Source organism: Aliiroseovarius sediminis (assembly GCF_022678485.1).
Taxonomy (GTDB): domain Bacteria; phylum Pseudomonadota; class Alphaproteobacteria; order Rhodobacterales; family Rhodobacteraceae; genus Aliiroseovarius; species Aliiroseovarius sediminis.
This window is the reverse complement of the sequence record NZ_JALBYP010000021.1, coordinates 1-14,457: the sequence shown is the minus strand read 5'-3', so window position 1 is coordinate 14,457 and position 14,457 is coordinate 1. Positions and strand designations below refer to the sequence as shown.

Genomic DNA, 14,457 nt, shown 5'->3' with positions numbered 1-14,457 from the left:
GCTGCACTTGTGATCAGCGCATTTCCTCGGCAGGAGTGACGCCCAAGATACCCAAGCCAGACGAAATGACAACGGCTACCGCACGCGGCAGGACGATTTTCGCTGCTGATGATGCGTTATTGCCATCTTGCAGGAAACGCAGCTCAGGCTTGTCATTGCCACGGTTCCACAGCGCGTGGAAATCCGACGCTAGTTCATACAGATAGAAGGCGATCCGATGCGGTTCGTGCGTGCGGGCGGCGATCTCGACCAGGCGTGGCCACTCGGCCAGCTTTTTCGCCACTGCAATCTCGGCCTCGTCCTCGATCAGCGGCGTATCCGTCAAGGCGATCCCCTGATCCGCCGCCTTGCGCAGAACCGACCGTACCCGCGCATGAGCGTATTGCACATAGAATACGGGATTGTCGCGGCTCTGCTCCAACACTTTGTCGAAATCGAAATCCAGCGGGGCGTCGTTCTTGCGGGTCAGCATGACGAAGCGGGTCACGTCCGACCCAACCTGTTCGACCACATCGCGCAAAGTCACGAAGGTGCCTGCCCGTTTCGACATCTTGAATGGCTCACCATTCTTGTAAAGCTTCACAAGCTGGGTCAGCTTCACGTCCAACGGAACACGACCATCGGACAACGCCGACACCGCCGCTTTCATCCGCTTCACATAGCCACCATGATCGGCGCCGAACACGTCGATCAACGCGTCAAAGCCGCGTTCGATCTTGTCGAAATGATAGGCAATATCGGGCGCAAAATAAGTCCAGCTGCCGTCAGACTTCTTGACCGGGCGATCCACGTCATCGCCATGCTCGGTGGATTTGAACAACGTCTGCTCGCGCGGCTCCCAATCTTCAGGCTTTTTACCCTTGGGCGGCTCAAGCACACCTTCGTAGATCAGCCCTTTGTCTTCCAATGCCTTCAGCGCGTCTTCGATCCGGCCCGTGCCGTACAGCGATTTTTCCGAGAAGAAGACATCCATCTTCACACCCAGCATTGCCAGATCCTCGCGGATCAGATCCAGCATCTTCTCGGTGGCAAACTCGCGGATTTCAGCCAACCAGTATTGTTCGCCCTTGCCAACAAAAGCGTCGCCAACCTTGTCTTTCAGCGCCTCACCGACGGGAATAAGGTAATCGCCGGGATAGGTGCCATCCTCGAACGCCACCTCCTGCCCATGCGCCTCCAGATATCGCAGGTAAACCGAGCGCGCCAACACATCGACCTGCGCGCCACCGTCGTTGATGTAGTATTCCCGCGTCACTTCGTGACCGGCGTAATCCAGAAGGCTGGCCAACGCATCGCCGAACACCGCGCCGCGCGTGTGGCCGACATGCAAAGGGCCGGTCGGGTTGGCCGAAACATATTCCACATTGACCTTCTGCCCCGCCCCCATGGACGACCTGCCAAATCCGTGATCGTCCAGAATGCCCTCGACCAGAGCTGTCCAGACCGATACCTCAAGCCGCAGGTTCAAAAAACCCGGTCCGGCCACCTCGGCGACGTCGATCCGATGGTCGGCGGCCAGCTTATCCGCCAACGCCTCGGCAATGTCGCGCGGTTTCATCTTCGCGGGTTTCGCCAGAACCATCGCCGCATTTGTCGCCATATCGCCATGAGCCGCATCGCGCGGCGGCTCGACCGTCACGTTGTCAAAGCTCAGACCGTCGGGCAGCAACCCATCCGACGTCATCGCCTCAAGCGTATTGATCACAAGGCTGCGAATATCGGCAAACAGGTTCATAGGCGTGGTCCTTTTCTCTCCGCCGCACTCCTAGCACCCACGCCCCAAAGGTCAAGCAACCCAAGCAGCGAAACAGCCCGTTTCTTCTGGCCATAAATATCCCGGGGGTGAGGGACACCGTCCCGAGGGGGCAGCGCCCCCTAGCCCCCCAACCCCAGCCGCTTGTGCTCCTGCAAGGCGAAACGGTCCGTCATCCCCGCAATATAATCCGCCACCAACCGCGCCAATCGACGGTCGCTGGTGGCCGCTTCGATCTCGGCCCGCCATTCGCCGGGCAGGTCGGACGGGACAGCGCGATAGTGGGCAAACAGATCTTCGACAACCCGTGTCACACGCTCGCGCATCGCCACAACCGACGGCGCACGATACATGCGTGTGAACAGGAATTCTCGAATAACCTTCAGGTCTGCCCACAATGCGGGCGAGAAGCGGATGGCCGCGTGATCCAGCGCGCGAATATCCTCGACCGTTTGGGGTGCTGCATCCGCCAACAGCAACTCCGAAGTGCTCAGCACATCCTCCACCATCACTCCGAACACGCGGCGCAACGCTTCGTGCTGACGGCGCCCGGCATCAAGGCCGGGATACAGCTTGTCCACCTCAGCAATCGCCGGGCCGACGATGGGCAACTCGGCAATTTCGCGCATATCAAACAAACCCGCCCGCAACCCGTCATGCAGGTCGTGATTGTTATAGGCAATGTCGTCAGCCAGCGCCGCGGCCTGCGCCTCGGCACCTGCATGGGTGTGCAGTTCAAGATCGTGACGCGCGTTGTACTCCGCCAGCGCGGGCGGCAGATCGCCCGTCACGGGTCCGTTATGTTTCGCAATCCCTTCAAGGGTTTCCCAGGTCAGGTTCAAGCCGTCCCATTCGGCATAGTGACGCTCCAGCGAGGTCACGATCTTCAGCGCCTGCGCGTTATGGTCAAAGCCGCCAAACGGCTTCATCATCGCATCCAGCGCATCTTCACCCGTGTGACCGAAAGGCGTGTGGCCCAGATCATGGGCCAGCGCCACCGCTTCGGTCAGGTGACTGTTCAGCCCCAGCGCGCCAGCGATGGTGCGTGCAACCTGCGCCACCTCGATCGAGTGGGTCAGCCGTGTGCGAAAATAATCGCCCTCGTGCTCCACGAATACCTGCGTCTTGTGCTTAAGCCTGCGAAAGGCGGATGAGTGGATGATCCGGTCGCGATCCCGCTGGAACGGTTCGCGAAAGGCGCTTTCGCCTTCGTCATAAAGCCGCCCCCGGGTCTCGCCGGGATGGGTTGCATAAATGGCGAGCATTCTGGCCCTTTCTGCCTATCACCGCAGATGCGCCCGGTTGTCCCCACCAAAGCACAGCCGCCGGGCGTCTTGTCGCGCCCCCATGGCATCCCTATATTCTGTTTGGCGTGAACATGAAATGGAATTCCAATGACCCTTACCTTGCCCCCCACCGTCACAGACCGCGCTTTCGCACGTTTGGCCGAAATCGGCGCGGGCGCTCAAGGCAAAGCCCTGCGGGTGGCCGTCGATGGCGGCGGCTGTTCGGGGTTTCAATACGACATCTCACTGGACGACCCGACTGATGGCGACCTCGTGCTGAAAGGTGCCGGCGAACAGGTGGTGGTGGACGAAGTCTCGTTGCCCTTTCTGGCCAATGCGACCATTGATTTCAGTGAGGAATTGATCGGTGCGCGGTTCATCATCGACAACCCGAACGCCTCGGCCTCCTGCGGGTGCGGCACATCGTTTTCGATGTAATCCCCCTTTTCTTGCCCAATCCAACCCGCTAGGTGCAGCCCATGCTTACGGACTGGGACACCATCATCATTGGCGCAGGCGCCGCGGGCCTGTTCTGCGCACCCTTCGCGGCGGCGAGCGGTAAGCGCGTGCTGGTGATCGACCACGCGGCCAAGCCGGGTGAAAAAATCCGCATCTCCGGCGGCGGACGCTGCAATTTCACCAATATGCACACAGAACCGGCGAATTTCACTGGCCAGAACCCGCATTTCCACAAATCCGCGCTCGCGCGTTTCACGCAGTGGGATTTCATCCAACTGATCGACCGCGCCGGGATTGCGTGGCATGAAAAGACGCTGGGCCAGTTGTTTTGCGACGGCAAATCGGCGCAGATTATCGACCTGCTGGTTCGTAACCTGAGGGACACCGGCGCCGAGCTGCGCCTATCCACAACCGTTGAAGGCGTCGACCAGACAGATGACGGATTCGTGCTGGAAACCAAAGCGAGCGCCCTGACCTGCCGCAACCTCGTCCTAGCCACCGGCGGCAAGTCGATCCCCAAGATGGGCGCGACGGGCTTTGCCTATGACATCGCGCGCCAGTTCGGCCACGAGATCATCGAACCGCGCCCCGCCCTTGTCCCCCTGACCTTCCCCGAAGGCCGCTTCGCCGCGCTATCCGGCGTGTCCTTGCCTGTCCGCGTCTGGACCGACCGCGCGAGTTTCGACGAGGCGATGCTGTTCACCCATCGCGGTCTATCCGGCCCTGCGATCCTGCAAATCTCGTCCTTCTGGCGCGAAGGCGAACCGATCCATGTCGACCTGACCGCCGGGGTCGATCTGTTCGCCGCGTTGCGCGACCAAAGACAGACCGAGGGGCGGCGGCAGATATCGACCGAACTGGCGCGTCACCTGCCAGCACGGTTGGTTGAGTATCTGACAACCGAATGGGCGGACCGGTTCGACCTGACCGCCCGTCTGGCCGACCAGTCCGACACCGCGCTGCGCGCCCTGACCGATCAACTGGAAAACTGGACCCTTACGCCTTCAGGGTCCGAGGGCTATCGCACTGCCGAAGTCACGCTGGGCGGCATCGCCACCAACGGGATCGACAGCAAGTCCATGATGTCGAAATCTGTGCCCGGCCTCTACTTCATCGGCGAATGCGTGGATGTGACGGGTTGGCTTGGCGGGTTCAATTTCCAATGGGCGTGGTCCAGCGCCCATGCCGCCGGGCAGCATATCGCCGAAGCCTGAAACCCATCGCTTGCACCCCCGCCCGTTTGCGCCCACATTGACCGCCAAGAACAGGAGGGCCCCATGAAAATCGCCAGTTTCAATATCAACGGCATCAAGGCGCGCCTGCCCGCGCTGATGGACTGGCTGGACGAGGCGCAGCCGGACGTCGCGATCTTGCAGGAAATCAAGTCGATTGACGAAAACTTCCCCCTCGAAGAATTTGAAGACAAAGGATATAACGTCGAAACCCACGGGCAGAAAAGCTTCAACGGCGTCGCCCTTCTGTCCAAGCTACCGCTAGAGGATGTGACGCGCGGCCTGCCCGGCGATGACGCCGACGAACAGGCCCGCTATATTGAGGCTACCGTGGTCGGCGATCATGCCGTGCGCATCTGCGGGCTTTACCTGCCCAACGGTAACCCGGTGCCGGGGCCGAAATACGATTATAAACTGGCGTGGATGGACCGCTTGCGCGCCCGCGCCGAGGAGCTTCTGGCCTCTGAAGAAGCATTCCTGATGGCGGGCGACTACAACATCATCCCGCAGCCTGAAGACGCTGCGCATCCCGAGAACTGGATCGACGATGCGCTGTTCCGTCCCGAAAGCCGCGAGGCGTGGCGCAAGATCTTGAACCTTGGCCTGACCGAGGCCTTTCGCGCCCGCAATCAGGCCCCCGAGCACTACACTTTCTGGGACTTCCAGCGCGGTGCGTGGCAACGCAATGACGGCATTCGGATTGACCATTTCCTGCTGTCGCCGGAATGCGCCGATCTTCTGACTGACTGTCAGATCGACAAGGATGTGCGCGGACGCGAAAAGCCCTCCGACCACGTTCCGATCTGGGTCGAGTTGGCTGCATAAGGAATTGAAATGAAGCGGAAAATTATTATCGATACCGACCCCGGTCAGGATGACGCGGTTGCCATTCTTCTGGCCCTTGCCAGCCCCGAGGATATCGAGGTTCTGGGCATCACCGCCGTGGCAGGAAATGTGCCGCTGGAGCTGACAGCCAAGAACGCGCGGATCGTGTGCGAGCTGGCCGGAAAGCCCGACACCAAGGTGTTCGCGGGCTGTGACCGCCCTCTGCGCCGCGATCTGGTGACGGCGGAATATGTGCATGGCAAAACGGGGCTGAACGGCCCGGTTTTGCCCGACCCCAAAATGACGCTGCAAGACCAACACGCAGTGGATTTCATCATCGACACCCTGCGCGCGCATGATCCCGGCACCGTGACCCTGTGCCCGCTTGGCCCCCTGACCAACATCGCCACCGCTTTTGAACGCGCGCCTGACATCGTCGACCGCGTACAGGAAATCGTCTTGATGGGCGGTGCCTATTTCGAGGTCGGCAATGTCACCCCGGCGGCAGAGTTCAACATATATGTTGACCCGCAAGCGGCTGATATCGTTTTTAGATCAGGTGTTCCGCTTGTCGTTATGCCGCTCGATGTCACCCACAAGGCGCTGGTGACGAAAGCCCGCAACGACGCCTTCCGCGCCCTGCCCGGGGACATCGGCCACGCCGTCGCCGAGATGACGGATTTCTTCGAACGGTTCGACAAGGAAAAATACGGCTCGGACGGTGCGCCTCTGCATGATCCGACCGTGATCGCCTATCTGATCCAGCCCGACCTGTTTCGCGGGCGACACGTGAATGTGCAGATCGAGACGCAATCAGAACTGACCATGGGCATGACCGTTGCCGATTGGTGGGGCGTGACCGACCATGCGCCCAACGCCCTGTTCGTCGGTGATCTGGACAGCGACGCCTTTTTCACCCTTCTGACCGAAAGGATCGCCCGGTTATGAGCAGCCTGCGCCTTGCCACCCCTGACGATATTGACCGGCTGATGCCCCTTGTTGCGGGCTTTCATGCGGAAAACGGGATCGAACAGGACGACGCCACGCGGCGTGGTGCCCTTCTGCCGCTGCTGGAAGGTTCGCCCCACGGTGCGATCTGGATGATAGGCCCGCGCACCGCACCGGTGGGTTATATTGCCGTCAGCTTCGGCTGGTCGATCGAGTTTGGCGGGCTGGACGCTTTTCTGGACGAGATTTTCGTGCGCGAACGCATCCGTGGCCGCGGCATGGGCAGCGAGGCGCTGGCCTCGCTTGCGCGCGCATTGTCCGATCAAGGCGTGGGCGCCATGCATCTTGAGGTCAACACCGACAATGATCGCGCACGGCGTCTGTATGAACGGATCGGCTTTCGATCCCGCAACCGTTATCACCTGATGACGCGGGTGATGTAGCGCGCGGAAAACTCTGATAAGGTGTCGGCCATGCGCGATATTTTCGATAACTCCTATGCCCGCCTGCCCGACAGGTTCTATACCAAACTACCGCCCGTTCCTGTGACTGGGCCGCAGGTCTTGCGCGTCAATGACGCCCTTGCGCGCAAGCTTGGACTGGACCCTGCCTCCCTGAGCGCCGAGGTGTTGACCGGCAACGCACTTTTGCCCGGCACCGACCCGCTGGCGCAGGTCTATGCAGGTCACCAGTTTGGCGGATGGGTGCCTCGTCTGGGCGATGGACGTGCGATTTTGCTGGGCGAGGTGACGGGCGATGTCGGACGGCGGGACATTCAGCTCAAGGGCTCCGGTATCACGCCTTACAGCCGCAACGGCGACGGGCGGGCGTGGGTCGGCCCGGTAATGCGCGAATATATCGTGTCCGAGGCCATGCACGCCCTTGGCATCCCCACCACCCGCGCGCTTGGTGCCGCCCTGACCGGTGAGGGGGTGCAGCGCGAACGCCGCTATCCCGGCGCTGTCCTGATGCGCGTCGCCGCCAGCCATATCCGCGTTGGCACCTTCCAGTATTTCGCCGCCCGCGGCGACCGCCCTGCCCTGCGTCTGCTTCTGGACCACGCGATCGCGCGCCATTACCCGGACGCCGACGGCCCGCTGTCCTTCTTGGCAAAGGTCGTCGAGGCGCAGGCCCGGCTGGTGGCGAAATGGATGAGCGTGGGCTTCATCCACGGCGTGATGAACACAGACAACATGGCCGTGTCCGGCGAAACCATCGACTATGGCCCCTGTGCGTTCATGGATACCTATCACCCGCGCATGGTGTTTTCGTCGATTGATCAACAGGGGCGCTATGCGTTTCAGGAACAGCCCAACGTGGCCGTCTGGAATCTGGCACAACTGGCAACATCGCTTTTGCCGCTGATGGATGGCGACCCCGAACATGCCGCAGACGAGGCGACGCGCGTGCTGGAAGGGTTTGCCGATCATTTCAGCCCGGAATGGATGCGTCTGTTCCGTGCCAAAGTCGGTCTGACCACACAGGAAGATGGGGACGAGGCGCTGATCACGGGGCTGTTGTCGCGGATGGCAAGCTCTCAGGCCGATTTCACCGCGACCTTCACGGCGCTGACCGGGGGCGATCCGGGCGACCACATCACCGATGAGGGCGCTTGGGACAGCTGGGCGCCTGATTGGCAGGCGCGTCTTGCCCGCGAACCGGGCGACCCGAAGGCCACGATGCGGGCCGCCAATCCCGTCCTGATCCCGCGAAATCATCGGGTCGAACAGGCCATTCAGGCGGGGATTGGCGGGGACTATGCACCTTTTCACCGGCTGGTCGATGCCCTGGCGCGCCCCTTCGACCCAAGGCCCGAGGACGCCAATCTTGCCACCCCGCCGCGCGTTGACGAACGCGTGCTACGCACGTTCTGCGGGACATAAGCCACCCTGTTGCTGGAAATCCTGCCACGCGTTGATTAAATGAAGAAGATGGACGTCGACAACCTGAACCTGAAGCTTGCCACCTATAACATGCGCAAGGCCATTGGCCTTGATCGTCGGCGTGACCCGCACCGCATTCTGGACGTGATCAACCGCCTGAATGCCGATGTGGTCGTGTTGCAAGAGGCCGACCGCCGCCTTGGTGCGCGCCCATCGGCCCTGCCGCGCCGGATGTTGGAGGACGAAACCGATTTCGTGCCTGTGCCCTTTGCCAGCAACGGTGTCTCGCTGGGCAGCCATGGTAATGCGATCCTTGTGCGCAAGGGGCTGACCTTTCATCGCGCTGAACAGTTGGAATTGCCGGGGCTTGAGCCGCGCGGCGCAGTTTCAGTCGAGATCGCGAACCGCTTGAAACTGGTTGGCACCCATCTGGGCCTTCTGCGCCCCTATCGTCACCAGCAGATGCGCGAACTTGCACGACAACTTGCCATCACCCCCCTGCCCACGATGATCATGGGCGATTTCAACGAATGGTCGCCCAAGCGTGGTTTCGAGCCTTTGGAGCATAATTTCAACATCATCTCACCCGGTCGATCCTTCCATGCCTCGCGCCCGATTGCCGGTTTGGATCGTCTGGCGCTAAGCGACGGGGTCGAGCTGCGCGATGCGGGCGTCGACCAGTCGCCGCTGGCAAAAGTAGCGTCTGATCACCTGCCGGTCTGGGCGCAGGTTCGGGTCAAGGACTGAGCACAGCCCTTAAATCGCGCCAGACCTGACGGTTTGTCATGCGACGTCTACATGGTAAAAGGGGCAAACCTTACAAGGCGCGCTCATGAGCATTCTGCAAATTACATCGCTTCTGATCGTCCTTGCGGGCGCATTTGGCGCAATCAACTACCTGTTTCTCAAGCTCCCTTCGCCCATCGGTATTTTGCTTGTATCGCTGATGGCGTCACTGGCCCTGATGGCGTTGGATTTTGTTATTCCTGCGATGGGAGTTGCCGATCAGGTGCGCACCACAGTTGCGAACCTCGATTTCTCTGACACGTTGCTGGAAGGCATGTTGGGCCTGCTTCTGTTCGCCGGCGCGCTACATGTGAAAATTCGGGATCTCAGGGCGCAATGGGCAGTCGTTTTCCTGATGGCGACGATGGGGGTGGCGCTGTCCACCTTGGTGGTTGGGGTGGGCTTTAGCTGGCTGACCGGCGCGCCCTTGTTGATCGCGCTGGTGTTCGGGTCTCTGATCTCGCCCACCGATCCGGTCGCGGTTCTGGGCGTTCTGCGCGAAGCTGATCTTGAGAAATCACTTGAAACGCAGATTGCCGGTGAAAGCCTGTTTAATGACGGCGTGGGCTATGTGGTGTTTCTGGTGCTGGTCGGGCTGGCCTTCCCTTCGGGGCAAGGCGATCACGCCAGCGACCCCAGCCTTGAAGCTGCCTTTACGCTGTTTTTCCAAGAGGCCATCGGCGGCGCCGTTCTGGGTGTTGCGCTGGGGTGGCTGACCTTTCGTGTGATGCGCCGCATTGACGACTATTCGCTTGAGGTGCTGCTAACGCTCGGATTGGCCTTCGGTGGATACGAACTGGCCGTGGCGTTGCATGTGTCCGGCCCCATCATGGCAGTTTGCGCGGGGCTTTTGATCGGCGACGTGGGTACCAAACATGGGATGAGCGAAGAGACGCGGCGATATGTCGATGCGTTCTGGAAGCTGGTGGATGAAATCCTGAACGCGGTTCTGTTCCTGATGATCGGGTTCGAGGTCTTCGCCGTCGCCTTCACCACCGACGCGGTCACGGCGGGTGTTCTATCCATCATTCTTGCGCTAGTGGCACGGTTGACCGCGGTGGCTGTGCCGGTGTTCCTGCTAAAACCCTTCCGCAGTTTCTCAAACGGTGTGGTGCCGATCATGACATGGGGCGGGCTGAAAGGCGGGATCTCGGTCGCGTTGGCGCTGAGCTTGCCGGAAAACGAATGGAAGCCACTGATCTTGACGGCGACTTATATCATCGTGGTCTTTTCAATCATCGTGCAAGGATTGACCGTGGCCCCCTTGGCGTCACGCTTGGGGCGCGAGCCCGAATTGATGTAAGGCGCTGCGCTTAATCGTTCTGCGCAGGCGCCGCGCGCAGGATCAGCTCGGCCGCAGGACGGAAGTTGGGGGCGAAGGCGTGGATTGCGAAGGCATCTTTCAGATCATCCGGCAGGCCCGCCGGGTCACGCCCAGCGGTCAGGTCAAACTGTGCCGTGCCCTGCATTACGTTCATCAGGACACGTGACACAAGCTGAGCCCGCTCGAAGTCCAGATCCATCAGCTTCGCCAAATGGACGGTGAACCGTTCAAGGATGGCCGCCATATTGCGCTTGGCATCGAACAACGGCTCGTCTGCAACATTGGCTTCGATCACGGCGACAAGCCGGGCATAAAGGGGCAGGAACAAAGCCGATTCTTCGGCCAGTTCTGTCAGGCGATCCGCCAGTTGCGCGGGATCATTGCCTAAAGCATTATCATTTTCAAACCGCGAAACGACATCATCCAGCGCATCGACAAACAACAACAGGAACAACTCTTCCTTCGAGCGCACGTAAAGATACAGCGTGCCCTTGGCCAGCCCGGCCCTGTTGGCAAGCGCGCTCATCTTGACCCCGTCAAAGCCCAAATCCCTGATCAGGTCACGTGCTGCGGCCAGAATGGCTTCGTGCCGTTCGACCTTCTGATCCTTCGATCGCGCTCGTTTGCTTTGGTTCGGTGTCAAAGATATCCGCCATGGCTGATCGCGCAGGTCACACCTGCGACTGCCCCAACTATCGACGAAACACAGGCTGCATTGCAAGGGAAGCACGAAGTGCCGTTGGGTCAGTTCTTGTTTTCCGGGATGCTTTGGCCTTTGGGACCACCGGGCATTCGGCCTGCTGCGCCGGGCCTACCGCGCAAGGCGTCCAACTGCCCATTTCCCCCGCGCCCGTTTCACGGCATAAGGGGGCATGAAGACGGAACGACGGGGGGATCATGTCCGAGCCATCCATTCTGAAACGCTGCGAAGAACTGGGGCTGCGCATGACGGGGCAGCGCCGCGTGATTGCGCGCGTGCTGGACCAAGCGCATCGCGACCACCCGGATGTCGAGGAATTGCACGCCCGCGCCGCGCGGCTGGACAATCGCATTTCGCTGGCCACCGTCTATCGCACCGTAAAACTGTTCGAAGAAGCAGGTATCCTTGTCAAAAACGAATTCGGCGACGGGCGGGCGCGATATGAAAGTGCCGATCGCGACCATCACGACCACCTGATCGACCTGACCACCGGGCAAGTGATCGAGTTTCTGGACCCCGAGATCGAAGCCCTGCAGGAAAAGATTGCCACAAAGCTGGGCTATGAATTGAAGGGCCACAGGCTGGAACTTTACGGCGTGCGCAAGAAAAAGCCGTCATGACGGCCGCGGCGCAGAGCCGGTAAACCGATCACATCTTGCTTTGCCCGCCGAAACGAGGTTCTGTCCCTGGATCGTCACCCCACCCTCATCCATCAGAGTTCTCCATGCAAAACGTTCGCGGTATCATCCTTGTGACCCTTTCCATGGCCGCATTTGCGTTCGAGGATACGTTCATCAAGTCCATGTCGCAGGGTTTGCCCGTGTCGCAGGTTCTGGTCACGCTGGGCTTCGGTGGATCGGTGGCCTTCGCCATCCTGACCTACATCCAACGCGGCACACTGGCGCCCTTGGTGCACCGCGACATGCGCTCGCCCCTGATGCTGTGGCGCAATGGGTCCGAGGCGATCTCGGCCATGTTTTTCGTCACCGCGCTGTCGCTGGTGCCGATCTCGACCGTGGCGGCGGTGTTTCAGGCGACACCGCTGGCCATCACGGCGGGGGCTGCGCTGTTTCTGGGCGAACAGGTCGGCTGGCGACGTTGGAGCGCCATCGCCATCGGCTTCGTCGGCGTGTTGATTATTATTCGTCCGGGCGCAGAAGGCTTCCAGCTTGCCGCCCTTCTGCCGCTGGCCGCAGTGTTCGGCATCGCGCTGCGCGATCTGCTGACTCGCCAAATGGACCCGACGATTCCCTCAGCCAGCGTCGCGTTCTATGGCTTTGCCGCCGTCATTCCCGCGGGCCTTGCCATGTCCTTCATCACCGACCCGTTCGTCATGCCCGGCGGGGTCGAGTGGGCGTTCATCCTGGGCGCGGTCATCTTCGGCGTGTCGGGGTATTACGCCATCGTGCTGGCGATGCGGATTGCCGAGACCTCGATCATCATGCCGTTTCGCTATGCGCGGCTGATCTTCTCGATGATCCTTGGGATGATCGTGTTTGGCGAACGCCCGGATATGTTGACCTATCTGGGGGCCAGCATCGTGATCGGCATGGGCATTTATACCTTCCTGCGTGAACGTCGCCTTATGAACCATCCGGTGTCGTGACGGGCGGCGGGCTGTTGTCGGGCGGCACCGGACGCGGTAAAGAAGTTCAACCATAGTTTCCTTCTGCATCGGAGCGCCAACATGAGCATCATCGTCGATATTTTCGCCCGCGAGATTCTGGACAGCCGCGGCAACCCCACCGTCGAGGTGGACGTGATCCTGGACGACGGCACGCTGGGCCGCGCCGCTGTGCCCTCGGGCGCGTCCACGGGGGCACATGAGGCGGTCGAAAAGCGCGACGGCGACAAATCCCGTTACATGGGCAAGGGCGTTCTGGAAGCGGTCGAGGCCGTGAATGGTGAAATCGCAGATGCGCTGGTTGGCATTGACGCCACCGAACAGGAAGCCATTGACGCGACCATGTGCGAGCTGGACGGCACGCCCAACAAGGCCCGTCTTGGCGCCAACGCCATTCTGGGTGTGTCGCTGGCCGTGGCGAAGGCCGCGGCGGACGCATCCGCCCTGCCCCTGTATCGGTATGTGGGCGGCGCATCAGCCCGCGTTCTGCCGGTGCCGATGATGAACATCATCAATGGCGGCGAACATGCCGACAACCCGATCGACATTCAGGAATTCATGATCATGCCGGTGTCCGCCGAAAACATCCGCGAGGCCGTGCGGATGGGCGCCGAAGTGTTCCACACCCTGAAAAAAGAACTGTCCGCCGCCGGTCTGTCCACCGGCATCGGCGACGAAGGCGGCTTTGCCCCCAATATCGGATCGACCCGCGAGGCGCTGGATTTCATCATGAAGTCGATCGAGAAAGCCGGTTACAAGCCCGGCAAGGACATCTATCTGGCGCTGGATTGCGCGGCGACCGAGTATTTCAAGGACGGCAAATACGTGCTGGCCGGCGAAGGGTTGTCGCTGACACCCGCCGAAAACGTCGCCTATCTGCAGGCGCTTGTGACCGACTACCCCATCATCTCGATCGAGGATGGCTGCGCCGAGGATGATTGGGACGGCTGGAAAGACCTGACCGACGTGCTGGGCAAACAGGTGCAACTGGTGGGCGACGACCTGTTCGTGACCAACCCCGAACGGCTTGCCAAGGGGATCGAGCTGGGCTGCGCCAACTCGATGCTGGTGAAGGTTAACCAGATCGGCACCCTATCTGAAACCCTGAAAGCCGTCGACATGGCCCACCGCGCACGGATGACCAACGTGATGAGCCACCGGTCCGGCGAAACCGAGGACGCGACCATCGCCGACCTTGCGGTCGCCACCAATTGCGGCCAGATCAAAACCGGCTCCCTCGCGCGCTCGGACCGGTTGGCGAAATACAACCAACTGATCCGGATCGAGGAACTGCTGGGCGAAACGGCAGAATATGCCGGGCGGTCGATATTGAAGTAGGTCGCTGTATCGCGGAACTGGAAAAGGCCGGGGCGTTGCTACGGCCTTTTTTCACTAATTATCCCCATTGAAAATGCCGCCTTACACGCGAAATTCTCTGTAAAATCTCATTTTTGGTAGAGTAGCTAGAAATAGCTTCGATGTGGAGTGTTGGGACTCCATAGCTTAAATAGCGTTTCAGTTCGTCTGTGGTGTAACTACCAAATATGACCTGCTCCCCTTGGAGTCCGCGTTTATTGGTTAGCTCTGTTCAGGGTTTGGTCCTCTCTTGACCGTTGGTGATACTCCCACGGGGTTAG

14 protein-coding genes are annotated in these 14,457 nt (G+C 60.6%); 11 read left to right on the top strand and 3 right to left on the bottom strand.

Features of this window, described 5'->3' with window-relative positions:
• Positions 1-13 precede the first annotated feature (13 nt).
• Entirely contained in the window at positions 14-1,735 is a 1,722-nt protein-coding gene (gene argS, locus MN186_RS02440) for an arginine--tRNA ligase (protein ID WP_242111283.1), read from the bottom strand.
• 140 nt (positions 1,736-1,875) lie between these two features.
• Entirely contained in the window at positions 1,876-3,018 is a 1,143-nt protein-coding gene (locus MN186_RS02435) for a deoxyguanosinetriphosphate triphosphohydrolase (protein ID WP_242111281.1), read from the bottom strand.
• Between the two features lie 129 nt (positions 3,019-3,147).
• Here MN186_RS02435 and MN186_RS02430 point away from each other — a divergent pair, with 129 nt between their 5' ends.
• From MN186_RS02430 to MN186_RS02395, 8 genes are all read left to right on the top strand, one after another.
• Entirely contained in the window at positions 3,148-3,477 is a 330-nt protein-coding gene (locus tag MN186_RS02430; protein WP_242111280.1) for a HesB/IscA family protein, read from the top strand.
• Between the two features lie 41 nt (positions 3,478-3,518).
• Complete coding sequence (locus MN186_RS02425) at positions 3,519-4,712, top strand: BaiN/RdsA family NAD(P)/FAD-dependent oxidoreductase (protein ID WP_242111279.1); 1,194 nt, start codon at positions 3,519-3,521, stop codon at positions 4,710-4,712.
• 63 nt (positions 4,713-4,775) lie between these two features.
• A complete protein-coding gene (gene xth / locus MN186_RS02420) occupies positions 4,776-5,555 on the top strand; it encodes an exodeoxyribonuclease III (protein ID WP_242111276.1) in 780 nt (259 codons plus the stop codon).
• A gap of 9 nt (positions 5,556-5,564) precedes the next feature.
• The gene (locus MN186_RS02415) at positions 5,565-6,503 is read left to right on the top strand and encodes a nucleoside hydrolase (protein ID WP_242111275.1); all 939 of its coding nucleotides are present in this window, start codon (positions 5,565-5,567) and stop codon (positions 6,501-6,503) included.
• Complete coding sequence (locus MN186_RS02410; RefSeq protein WP_242111273.1) at positions 6,500-6,946, top strand: GNAT family N-acetyltransferase; 447 nt, start codon at positions 6,500-6,502, stop codon at positions 6,944-6,946. Before MN186_RS02415 ends, MN186_RS02410 begins: the two co-directional genes overlap by 4 nt.
• 30 nt (positions 6,947-6,976) lie before the next feature.
• Complete coding sequence (locus MN186_RS02405; RefSeq protein WP_242111272.1) at positions 6,977-8,386, top strand: protein adenylyltransferase SelO; 1,410 nt, start codon at positions 6,977-6,979, stop codon at positions 8,384-8,386.
• A gap of 39 nt (positions 8,387-8,425) precedes the next feature.
• Complete coding sequence (locus tag MN186_RS02400) at positions 8,426-9,133, top strand: endonuclease/exonuclease/phosphatase family protein (RefSeq protein WP_242111269.1); 708 nt, start codon at positions 8,426-8,428, stop codon at positions 9,131-9,133.
• 85 nt (positions 9,134-9,218) lie between these two features.
• On the top strand, positions 9,219-10,475 hold the full coding sequence (locus MN186_RS02395) for a cation:proton antiporter (protein ID WP_242111265.1): 1,257 nt from the start codon (positions 9,219-9,221) through the stop codon (positions 10,473-10,475).
• A gap of 10 nt (positions 10,476-10,485) precedes the next feature.
• Here MN186_RS02395 and MN186_RS02390 read toward each other — a convergent pair whose 3' ends face one another.
• Positions 10,486-11,139 carry a TetR/AcrR family transcriptional regulator gene (locus tag MN186_RS02390; protein WP_242111264.1) on the bottom strand — a complete coding sequence of 218 codons (654 nt, stop codon included), beginning with the start codon at positions 11,137-11,139 and terminating at the stop codon, positions 10,486-10,488.
• A gap of 254 nt (positions 11,140-11,393) precedes the next feature.
• Here MN186_RS02390 and MN186_RS02385 point away from each other — a divergent pair, with 254 nt between their 5' ends.
• The 3 genes from MN186_RS02385 (at position 11,394) to eno (ending at position 14,158) form a co-directional block, all read left to right on the top strand.
• Complete coding sequence (locus tag MN186_RS02385; RefSeq protein WP_242111262.1) at positions 11,394-11,816, top strand: Fur family transcriptional regulator; 423 nt, start codon at positions 11,394-11,396, stop codon at positions 11,814-11,816.
• A 104-nt stretch (positions 11,817-11,920) separates the two neighbouring features.
• Entirely contained in the window at positions 11,921-12,802 is an 882-nt protein-coding gene (locus tag MN186_RS02380; protein ID WP_242111261.1) for a DMT family transporter, read from the top strand.
• Between the two features lie 81 nt (positions 12,803-12,883).
• The gene (gene eno, locus MN186_RS02375; RefSeq protein WP_242111259.1) at positions 12,884-14,158 is read left to right on the top strand and encodes a phosphopyruvate hydratase; all 1,275 of its coding nucleotides are present in this window, start codon (positions 12,884-12,886) and stop codon (positions 14,156-14,158) included.
• Positions 14,159-14,457 lie beyond the last annotated feature (299 nt).

What these genes read in the sequence shown, in the direction of transcription:
- MN186_RS02415 (WP_242111275.1), top strand. Translation starts at nt 5,565, where the DNA reads ATGAAGCGGAAAATTATTATCGATACCGACCCCGGTCAGGATGACGCG.
- xth (WP_242111276.1), top strand. Translation starts at nt 4,776, where the DNA reads ATGAAAATCGCCAGTTTCAATATCAACGGCATCAAGGCGCGCCTGCCC.
- MN186_RS02385 (WP_242111262.1), top strand. Translation starts at nt 11,394, where the DNA reads ATGTCCGAGCCATCCATTCTGAAACGCTGCGAAGAACTGGGGCTGCGC.
- MN186_RS02435 (WP_242111281.1), bottom strand. Translation starts at nt 3,018, where the DNA reads ATGCTCGCCATTTATGCAACCCATCCCGGCGAGACCCGGGGGCGGCTT.
- eno (WP_242111259.1), top strand. Translation starts at nt 12,884, where the DNA reads ATGAGCATCATCGTCGATATTTTCGCCCGCGAGATTCTGGACAGCCGC.
- MN186_RS02425 (WP_242111279.1), top strand. Translation starts at nt 3,519, where the DNA reads ATGCTTACGGACTGGGACACCATCATCATTGGCGCAGGCGCCGCGGGC.
- argS (WP_242111283.1), bottom strand. Translation starts at nt 1,735, where the DNA reads ATGAACCTGTTTGCCGATATTCGCAGCCTTGTGATCAATACGCTTGAG.
- MN186_RS02410 (WP_242111273.1), top strand. Translation starts at nt 6,500, where the DNA reads ATGAGCAGCCTGCGCCTTGCCACCCCTGACGATATTGACCGGCTGATG.
- MN186_RS02395 (WP_242111265.1), top strand. Translation starts at nt 9,219, where the DNA reads ATGAGCATTCTGCAAATTACATCGCTTCTGATCGTCCTTGCGGGCGCA.
- MN186_RS02380 (WP_242111261.1), top strand. Translation starts at nt 11,921, where the DNA reads ATGCAAAACGTTCGCGGTATCATCCTTGTGACCCTTTCCATGGCCGCA.
- MN186_RS02405 (WP_242111272.1), top strand. Translation starts at nt 6,977, where the DNA reads ATGCGCGATATTTTCGATAACTCCTATGCCCGCCTGCCCGACAGGTTC.
- MN186_RS02400 (WP_242111269.1), top strand. Translation starts at nt 8,426, where the DNA reads ATGAAGAAGATGGACGTCGACAACCTGAACCTGAAGCTTGCCACCTAT.
- MN186_RS02430 (WP_242111280.1), top strand. Translation starts at nt 3,148, where the DNA reads ATGACCCTTACCTTGCCCCCCACCGTCACAGACCGCGCTTTCGCACGT.